This is a genomic window from Marinobacter sp. (assembly GCF_041690615.1).
Lineage (GTDB): Bacteria > Pseudomonadota > Gammaproteobacteria > Pseudomonadales > Oleiphilaceae > Marinobacter.
Genome location: NZ_JAWLGY010000010.1, coordinates 121,394 through 130,115 on the forward strand (window position 1 = coordinate 121,394; position 8,722 = coordinate 130,115).

9 protein-coding genes are annotated in these 8,722 nt (G+C 61.0%); 8 read left to right on the plus strand and 1 reads right to left on the minus strand.

The genetic code is table 11. The features are described 5' to 3' along the window. The 8 genes from ftsY to ACESMZ_RS09255 form a co-directional block, all read left to right on the plus strand. On the plus strand, positions 1-990 hold a 990-nt coding region (ftsY, locus tag ACESMZ_RS09220), incomplete at its 5' end, for a signal recognition particle-docking protein FtsY (protein WP_372972516.1). Between the two features lie 52 nt (positions 991-1,042). Further along, positions 1,043-1,726, plus strand: a complete 684-nt coding sequence (gene ftsE / locus ACESMZ_RS09225; RefSeq protein WP_372957291.1) for a cell division ATP-binding protein FtsE — start codon at positions 1,043-1,045, stop codon at positions 1,724-1,726. Then, the gene (gene ftsX / locus ACESMZ_RS09230; protein WP_372957290.1) at positions 1,723-2,733 is read left to right on the plus strand and encodes a permease-like cell division protein FtsX; all 1,011 of its coding nucleotides are present in this window, start codon (positions 1,723-1,725) and stop codon (positions 2,731-2,733) included. Before ftsE ends, ftsX begins: the two co-directional genes overlap by 4 nt. 365 nt (positions 2,734-3,098) lie before the next feature. Further along, entirely contained in the window at positions 3,099-3,959 is an 861-nt protein-coding gene (rpoH, locus tag ACESMZ_RS09235; protein WP_372957289.1) for an RNA polymerase sigma factor RpoH, read from the plus strand. A gap of 78 nt (positions 3,960-4,037) precedes the next feature. Then, positions 4,038-4,949 (plus strand): NAD(P)-dependent oxidoreductase, encoded by a 912-nt coding sequence (locus tag ACESMZ_RS09240; protein ID WP_372972517.1) that lies wholly within the window; start codon positions 4,038-4,040, stop codon positions 4,947-4,949. Positions 4,950-4,952: 3 nt separating this feature from the next. Next, the gene (hyi, locus tag ACESMZ_RS09245) at positions 4,953-5,744 is read left to right on the plus strand and encodes a hydroxypyruvate isomerase (RefSeq protein ID WP_372957287.1); all 792 of its coding nucleotides are present in this window, start codon (positions 4,953-4,955) and stop codon (positions 5,742-5,744) included. 195 nt (positions 5,745-5,939) lie between these two features. Then, positions 5,940-6,620 carry a response regulator transcription factor gene (locus tag ACESMZ_RS09250; protein WP_091851950.1) on the plus strand — a complete coding sequence of 227 codons (681 nt, stop codon included), beginning with the start codon at positions 5,940-5,942 and terminating at the stop codon, positions 6,618-6,620. After that, the gene (locus tag ACESMZ_RS09255) at positions 6,607-8,070 is read left to right on the plus strand and encodes an ATP-binding protein (protein ID WP_372957286.1); all 1,464 of its coding nucleotides are present in this window, start codon (positions 6,607-6,609) and stop codon (positions 8,068-8,070) included. The genes ACESMZ_RS09250 and ACESMZ_RS09255 overlap by 14 nt, the downstream gene beginning before the upstream one ends. Here the strand turns inward: ACESMZ_RS09255 and ACESMZ_RS09260 are convergent. Further along, on the minus strand, positions 8,058-8,357 hold the full coding sequence (locus ACESMZ_RS09260) for a hypothetical protein (protein ID WP_372957285.1): 300 nt from the start codon (positions 8,355-8,357) through the stop codon (positions 8,058-8,060). The two genes, ACESMZ_RS09255 and ACESMZ_RS09260, sit on opposite strands and share 13 nt — an antisense overlap. Positions 8,358-8,722 lie beyond the last annotated feature (365 nt).

An 8,722-nucleotide genomic window follows, 5' to 3' on the forward strand; every position in this document is an offset into this window, starting at 1 on the left:
CCCGAGCCCGAGCCCGAGCCCGAGCCCGAGCCCGAGCCCGAGCCCGAGCCCGAGCCCGAGCCCGAGAAAAAAATCAGCGTATTCCAGCGCATCCGGTCCGGACTCGGCAAGACCCGCGCCAGCCTGGGCTCCGGGCTTTCCGGGCTGTTCTCGCCGGGCAGCAAGGTAGATGAGGACCTGCTGGAAGAGATCGAAACGACGTTGTTGATGGCCGATGTGGGCGTCACCGCCACCACCGAGATCATTGACTCGCTGACTGAAAAGCTCAATCGCAGCCAGTTGAAGGATGGGGCGGCTCTCAAAGAGGCACTCAAGAACGAGCTGCGCACCCTGCTGGCCGGAAGCCGGGAGCCGCTGGCAATAGACAGTGGCAAGAAGCCCTGGGTCATGCTGGTGGTTGGCGTCAACGGCGTTGGCAAGACCACTACCATCGGTAAGCTGGCCAGGCAGTTCCAGAATGAGGGTCGCAGTGTGATGCTGGCTGCAGGGGACACCTTCCGGGCTGCAGCCGTAGAGCAGCTACAGGTCTGGGGGGAGCGTAACAAGGTGCCGGTGATTGCCCAGCATACCGGTGCAGACAGTGCCTCCGTTATTTTCGACGCGGTGCAGTCCGCCCAGGCCCGGGACGTTGATGTCGTGATTGCCGACACAGCGGGCCGTCTCCAGAACAAGGACAATCTCATGGCCGAGCTGGAGAAGGTGGTCCGGGTCATGAAGAAACTGGACGACTCCGCTCCCCATGAAGTCATGCTGGTGCTGGATGCCGGCACCGGCCAGAATGCCCTGAGCCAGGCCCAGGTATTCCAGCAGGCGGTGGGTGTCAGTGGTATCACCCTGACCAAGCTCGACGGCACTGCCAAGGGCGGTATCGTGTTTGCGATTGCCCGCCAGCTTGGGCTGCCAATCCGCTATATCGGAGTTGGCGAACAGGTTGAAGATCTGCGACCGTTCGAACCCGAAACCTTCGTGGATGCCCTGTTTGACGACTGATCCTCGGCTCCCGTAAAGCGCCGGCGAACCCGGAACAAGGACACAGGCTGTAATGATCGAATTCCGTCAGGTTACCAAGCGTTATGACAGCGATCACACGGCCTTGCGCCATGTCTCATTCGGACTCGACCGGGGAGAGCTGGCGTTCCTGACCGGCCATTCGGGTGCCGGCAAGAGTACCCTGCTCAAACTGATCCTGTTGATGGAGCGCCCCACCGCTGGCGAAGTGCGGGTTGGCGGGCAGCTTCTCAACACCATGCCCAGGCGCCAGATTCCCTATGTCCGCCGTCATATCGGGGCGGTTTTCCAGAATCACCAGCTGCTGTTTGACCGGACGGTATTCGACAATGTGGCCATGCCGCTGGAAGTCATGGGGGTGTCCTACCAGGATATTGGTCGTCGGGTCCGTGCGGCCCTCGACAAGGTTGGGCTGCTCAGCAAGGAGAAAATGAACCCGGTTCAGCTCTCCGGCGGTGAACAGCAGCGGGTGGGTATCGCCCGGGCAGTAGTCAACAAGCCACCGGTGCTGCTGGCGGATGAGCCTACCGGTAACCTGGACCCGCAGCTGTCGGCGGATATCATGCATCTGTTCGAACAGTTCAGTCAGGTGGGTGTGACGGTGCTGATCGCCACCCACGATATTGCCTTGATCGAGTCCATGGGGCGGCGTCGGCTGACGTTGTCCCAGGGTGAACTGCTGACCGCAAAGTCCACCATGGCCCGGGGGGTGTCATGACTCGTCCGTCCGGGGAGGGATCCGGGCCCCGCAACCGGGGTGCCGGCCGCCAGCGTTCTTCACTGGGTGTCGTGCTGGCCAGCTACCGGGCTCACCACGTGAAAGTGGCCCGGGACAGCGCCCGCCGTTTGCTGGCGGCTCCCGTGGCCAGTGCCATGACCTGGGCAGTGATGGGAATCGCGCTGGCGCTGCCGGTGGGCCTGCTGCTGTTGCTGGCGAGTCTCCAGGGTATCAGCGCCGGCTGGGACAGTGCGGCGCGGGTGACGGTCTATCTGGAGGACCAGGTGTCTGACGATGAGGCCGGCCAGCTCAGGAGTCGGCTGGGAGAACGCGATGACGTGTCCGACGTGGTGCTGATCCACCGGGATCAGGCATTGGCGGAGTTCCGGAGCAGTTCAGGGCTTGAGGAAGCCCTGGATTACCTGGATGAGAACCCCTTGCCCCATACCCTGTTGGTGACACCGGTGGACGATGCCCGCAATGCCGCCGGGGTGGATCGGCTGGCCTCGGAACTGGGGGCCCTGGACCCGGTGGCCCGGGTTCAGGTAGACCTGGGCTGGCTGCAGCGACTGGCGGCGATGACCGACCTTATCGCCCGGGCGGTCTGGGTACTGACCGTGCTGTTGGCGGCTGCGGTGATCCTGGTGATCGGAAATACCATCCGGCTGGCGATCGAGAATCGCCGGGATGAAATCCTGGTATCCAAGCTGGTCGGCGGTACGGATGCCTTCGTGCGCCGGCCGTTTCTCTATACCGGTGCCTGGTATGGCCTGGGCGGCGGTGTCGTGGCGGTGCTGATACTCCAGTTTGCCATCTGGTGGCTGAACGGTCCGGTGCGAGAGCTGGCGGTGCTCTATAACAGTGAGTTCTCCCTGAGCGGCCTGCCGCTGGACGGCATGCTCGGGTTATTGCTGGTGGCGGTTGCCTTAGGCTGGATGGGGGCCTGGCTGGCGGTGAGGCGTCATCTGGACGCCATTGAACCGGGAGAAATTGCCGGGGCGGGTTGAGTTGCCTTTCTTACCGGTTGTTCACGTCATGCGGGACCGGGTGTGTTAGGCTGGTTTAACCTGATCCTGTTGTCACGGTGGGTGGGGATCTTGGCAGGTTCAATCCCCGGTAAGGGAAACACCGTATGGTTGCTATCCGGGCACGGATTCTATTTTAGATGCAGGTACATTTACCCGGACATGGCCGAAGCGGGTGTCGCTGTCAGTGTATGACGAGCAGGAAGCGACAACGGCTGATACGCAATGGTTTGACTGCAGCTTGTTGATTACCTTTAAAAAAGCGCGCAAACCGGGAACTAATTTGCCACTTGGCTGTCATAAATACAGTTGCTATATTTATGAGTTGCCGAGTACGGAGGATACGAATGGGTACAGGTTTACAGTTAGCGGATCGTCTCGTCCCGGGTGCCAATCTGGAGTCCTATATTCAGGCTGCCAGCCGCATACCGGTACTGACCGCAGACGAAGAACGTAAGCTTGCCGAGCGCCTCCATTATGAAGGAGACGTCGAAGCGGCGCGTACGCTGGTGCTCTCGCACCTGCGTTTCGTCATTCACATCGCCCGCAGCTACTCAGGCTATGGCCTGGCGCAGGCGGATCTGATCCAGGAAGGTAATGTCGGGCTGATGAAGGCAGTCAAGCGCTTCAATCCCGAATACGGCGTGCGTCTGGTGTCCTTTGCCGTGCACTGGATCAAGGCAGAGATTCACGAGTTTATTCTGCGCAACTGGCGCATCGTGAAAGTGGCCACAACCAAGGCCCAGCGCAAGCTGTTCTTCAACCTGCGCAGCCAGAAGAAGCGCCTTGCCTGGCTGAACCAGGAAGAACTTAACGCGGTTGCCAGTGACCTGGGGGTCGAGCCCCGTGTGGTCCGGGAAATGGAGGGCCGCCTGGCATCGCAGGACACTGCCTTCGACGGGCCCCAGGATGACGATGACGACAACGCCTACCAGGCGCCGGCGTACTATCTGGAAGACCGCCGCAGTGATCCGGCCGCGCAGCTGGAACAGTCTGACTGGACCGAGGATTCCAATGGTCGCCTGATGGAGGCGCTGCAAAGCCTGGATGAGCGCAGCCAGGATATTCTGAGGGAGCGCTGGCTGACGGACAGCAAGTCCACACTGCATGAGCTGGCGGACAAATATGGCATATCCGCTGAGCGTATCCGGCAGCTGGAAAAGAACGCCATGAAGAAGATCCGGGTGAAGATGGCCGAGGCGGCCTGATCACTCACTGGTCGTAACCTGATAACGCCACCGGCCTGCCTGCTGGTGGCGTTTTTGTATGCAGGGAGAACAACTCCGATGGCATCCCCCCATATTGCCTTTCTGGGTATTGGCCTGATGGGTGCGCCCATGGTGCACAATCTGCTGGCCGCCGGCTATCCGATGACCCTCTGGAACCGTACTGCCGGCAAGTGCACACCCTTTGAGTCCCGCGCGACCATTGCTGCCACCCCGGCGCAAGCCGTTGCCGGAGCGGATATCGTCATCACGATGCTGGAGAACAGCGATGTGGTTGAGGCCGTGCTGGTAGAGCAGGGGGCCATGGCGGCCCTGCAGCGGGGAGCGGTGCTGGTGGACATGAGCTCGGTGCAGCCATCGCTGGCCCGCCGGCATGGCGCCCTGGCCGCTGAACAGGGAGCCTGCTACCTGGATGCGCCGGTGTCTGGCGGTACGCGAGGCGCAGAGGCGGGCACGCTCAGTATCATGGCAGGTGGAGAGGCTGACATCCTGGAAAAGGTACGACCTGTTTTCGAAACCCTTGGCAAGGTAACCCATATCGGGCCTGTAGGCGCCGGGCAGCTGGCGAAACTGGCCAACCAGGCCATCGTTGGTGTCACCATTGGCGCGGTGTCCGAAGCCTTGTTGCTGGCGGCAAAGGGCGGTGCCGACCCGGCGGCTGTGAGGGAAGCCCTGATGGGCGGGTTTGCCGGCAGCAGGATCCTGGAGCAGCATGGCCAGCGGATGATTGACCGGGATTTCGCCCCTGGCGCTCCTGCGCGCATTCAGCTGAAAGACCTGCGCATGATCCTGGATGAGGCCCGGTCCGAGGGACTGACCCTGCCCCTGGCCCAACAGGCCCATAACGGTTACCTGTCACTGGTGGCCAATGGCCACGCAGACGTGGATCACAGCGGCCTTTTGCTGGAGCTGGAGCACGTTAACGGAGCTCGCCTTGGCGGCTTCAGCCATGACAGCAAACGGCAGGACTGAGTAATGCCGAGGTTTGCTGCCAACCTGACGCTTTTGTTCAACGAGGTACCCTTCGAGGACCGGTTCGCTGCTGCCGCGGGTGCCGGTTTCAGTGGAGTGGAGTATCTGTTTCCCTATGCCTGGCCGGAGGACTTTCTGGCGCAGAGACTTCGCGACAATAACCTGGCCCAGGTGCTGTTCAACCTTCCTCCCGGTGACTGGGATACCGGAGAGCGAGGCATCGCCTGTCTGCCCGGACGTGAGGCGGAATTCCGCCAGGGGGTGGAGGATGCCGTCCGCTATGCCAGGGCGCTGGATTGCCAGCAGCTCAACTGCCTGGCTGGGCTGGCGCCTGCCGGGGCTGAGCCAGAGCTGCTCTGGGCCACCTTGCGCGGGAATGTGGCCTGGGCTGCGCGACGACTTGCGGACGAGGGCATTAGTCTTTGCCTGGAAGCCATCAATTCCCGGGTCGATATGCCGGGTTTCCTGCTGGATACGTCCGGCAAGGTGGTGCAGCTCATGGACGAGGTAGGTGCGGACAATCTGCGGTTGCAGTATGACCTTTACCATATGCAGATCATGGAAGGGGACCTGATCCGGACCCTGCAGGCGCTTCTGCCCCGCATCGGCCATATCCAGTTTGCAGATAACCCGGGCCGTCATGAACCGGGAACCGGTGAGATTAACTTCCGGCCCATCTTCCATGCCCTCGACCAGGCTGGTTACACTGGCTGGGTAAGTGCGGAATACCGGCCGCAAGGCCGCACAGAGGAGGGACTGGGCTGGATGAAAGCGGCCCCGGGGTCCACAATGTGACCGTCGTCATTGGCGACACCCTCTTACAGGATCGTAACTGGCAGCCAATCATGACAGCCCTTACTCTGGGCAAACATTAACAAGGGGAGCCGGGCCTCCGGTCAGCGGACAGGCCCGCATCCGGACGCACAACCCCCGGGTTTTCCGGCCTCCCTTGCGGTACAGTGGTTACTCAGTCAGGCGGGAGGAAGACCGGTGAAAGCACTGGTAATCGAAGACGACCAGGACGTAGCAAGCTACCTGGTAAAAGGGCTCAAGGAGTCCGATTTCGTGGTGGATCACGCGGCTGACGGCAAGGAGGGCATGATGATGGCCGCCAGCGAAGACTACGACATCATGATTGTGGACCGGATGTTGCCGGGCATGGACGGACTGTCCATCATCAAGACGGTAAGGGCCACGGGTAACCAGGTTCCGGTACTCATTCTCAGTGCCCTGGGGGACGTGGACGACCGGGTTGAAGGGCTTCGTGGCGGTGGCGATGACTACCTGACCAAGCCGTTCTCCTTTACGGAACTGCTGGCCCGTATCGAGTCCCTGGTGCGCCGTAACCGTCAGTCGGCCGAAACCGAGACGGTTCTGAAGGTGGCTGACCTGGAAATGGACCTGCTGGCCCGGACCGTCAAGCGTGCCGGCCAGAACATCGACGTGCAGCCCCGGGAGTTCCGGCTGCTGGAATACCTGATGCGTAACGCCGGCCAGGTGGTCACCCGTACCATGCTGCTGGAGAAGGTATGGGATTACCACTTCGACCCCCAGACCAATGTGATCGACGTGCACATCAGTCGTCTACGGGCCAAGATCGACAAGGAGTTCGATACCCCGCTGCTCCAGACGGTCAGGGGTGCGGGATACATGCTGCGTGAAACTGCTTAGTCAGCTACGAACCTCCACATTCCAGCTGGCCCTGCTTTACATGGTGGTGTTTGCCACCTCGGTTTTCCTTTTGCTGGCATTCATCTACTGGCGTACCGCCGGTTTCATGACTGCCCAGACAGACGAAACCATCGAAGCCGAAATAGCGGGGCTGGCGGAGCAATACCGGGGTCGGGGCGTAAATGGCCTGATCACGATTATCCGTGAGCGGGTGGCCCGTGACCCCAATGCCAAATCCCTTTACCTGCTGACCACCGATGAGTACCTCAAGCTGGCAGGCAACCTGAACGGCTGGCCGGTGGAATCCCAGTCCCGGGAAGGTAGCTGGATCAACTTTACCCTGGATGAAAGCCTGGGCTGGACTGGTCCGCCACGGCAGGCCCGGGCCCGTATCTTCGAGGTGCAGGGCGGCCTGCGATTACTGGTGGGCCGTGATGTGGATGACCTCAATACCCTGAAGGCCCTGATCGAAACCGCTATCAACTGGGGAATGGGTATCACCCTGGCCCTGGCGTTGCTCGGGGGCTTCATGATGAGCCGCAGCACCACCCGGCGCATCGAGGTGATCAACAATACTTCCCGCAAAATCATGAACGGGCACCTGTCCCAGAGAATACCCACCCGGGGCACCCAGGACGACTTTGACCAGCTCGCCGAAAACCTGAACCAGATGCTGGACCGTATCGTGTACCTGATGGAAGGTATTCGCCATGTGTCAGACAGCATTGCCCATGATCTGCGCACACCCCTGACCCGGCTACGGAACCAGCTGGAAACCACCCTGATGCTGGTGGATAACGATGAGGCCAGGGACCAGGCGGCCAGGGCGGTGGCAGAGGCCGATCAGCTGCTGGCCACCTTCAATGCCCTGTTGCGGATTGCCCGCCTGGAAACCCGCGGTAATACCACCGCAGACATGCGGCCGGTGTCTCTCGGGCTGTTGGTGCGGGATGCCTGTGAACTCTATGAAGCTCTCTCCGAAGACAAGTACCAGACCTTCACCCAGAGCATCGACGATGAGGTGACAGTGGAGGGGGACCGGGATCTGCTGTTCCAGATGGTCAGCAACCTGATCGACAACGCCATCAAATACACGCCGGAAAAAGGCGAAATCGTGGTTAAGGTCCTGAAGGATAACGGTGACGCCATTTTTGAGGTGGCCGATAGCGGTATCGGCGTGCCGGATGACGAGAAGGACCAGATCTTCCAGCGCTTCTACCGGGTGGGCAAGAGCCGCTCCTTGCCGGGCAACGGGCTGGGGCTGAGCCTGGTCAGTGCGGTCGCAGAGATCCACCAGGGCACCATTGGTGTATTCGATCACCACCCGGGCGCCGAACACCCGGGCCTGCGGGTCAGGGTGACGCTGCCCCATTACAACCCCCAGAAGGGGCGCGTGAAGTCGGTGGCGGCCAGTTCAGAGGCAGGGCAGCCGGAAGATTACTCAGTATGAGGTTTGTCGTCAGTACGGCGAAACCGGTTGATACGCTCGGCTACGGGCCGCAGCACCGGTGAGCCGTCCCGCTCAAGGCTGTCCAGCATATCTCCTGCCTGGCGACGATAACGGTCGAGCCGGGTCTGCAGACTTTCCCATTCTCCCTCCAGATGGTGTTGTTCAGCCATCAGGAACGCGGCGATGTTGTGACGGTTTACCTTGTCCGTGATGCCCAGGCGGTCAAGCTGGTAGCCAACAGCGTCAACGCCTTTCAGTGCAGCCTGGGTGAGTTTCTCTGTTTTCATACAATCGGTGTCCTCGACGAAGCGGTAACGATCCCTGATTACTCACATCATGGGTCCGGGGCCCGGGGGATACAAGGTTGCCGTTCGGCAGCCGCCGGAAGTGACAGGGACTTCCCCTACGCCTGAAATAAATGTCATTGCGCGGCCACTTCAGGTTAACAGCCCCTGTGCATAATAGGTATGGCAGTAGTGAAGCAGACGACGAAGGTTCCGTCTGCTTCTCCCTCCAGCACAGCGCTAGCCTTGACCCCGCAATTTGCGGGGTTTTTTTCGTAGTGCGCCAGGCATGGCGCGTAGCGCCTTGACGGCGCTGTTCCGGTCCAGGTGGTGCTGGCCGGATGACTTGGGGGTGCAAGTCCCCTGTG

Bases quoted from the DNA above. Each gene is read 5' to 3' on its own strand.
- ftsE (WP_372957291.1), top strand. From the start codon at position 1,043: ATGATCGAATTCCGTCAGGTTACCAAGCGTTATGACAGCGATCACACG.
- ftsX (WP_372957290.1), top strand. From the start codon at position 1,723: ATGACTCGTCCGTCCGGGGAGGGATCCGGGCCCCGCAACCGGGGTGCC.
- rpoH (WP_372957289.1), top strand. From the start codon at position 3,099: ATGGGTACAGGTTTACAGTTAGCGGATCGTCTCGTCCCGGGTGCCAAT.
- ACESMZ_RS09240 (WP_372972517.1), top strand. From the start codon at position 4,038: ATGGCATCCCCCCATATTGCCTTTCTGGGTATTGGCCTGATGGGTGCG.
- hyi (WP_372957287.1), top strand. From the start codon at position 4,953: ATGCCGAGGTTTGCTGCCAACCTGACGCTTTTGTTCAACGAGGTACCC.
- ACESMZ_RS09260 (WP_372957285.1), bottom strand. From the start codon at position 8,357: ATGAAAACAGAGAAACTCACCCAGGCTGCACTGAAAGGCGTTGACGCT.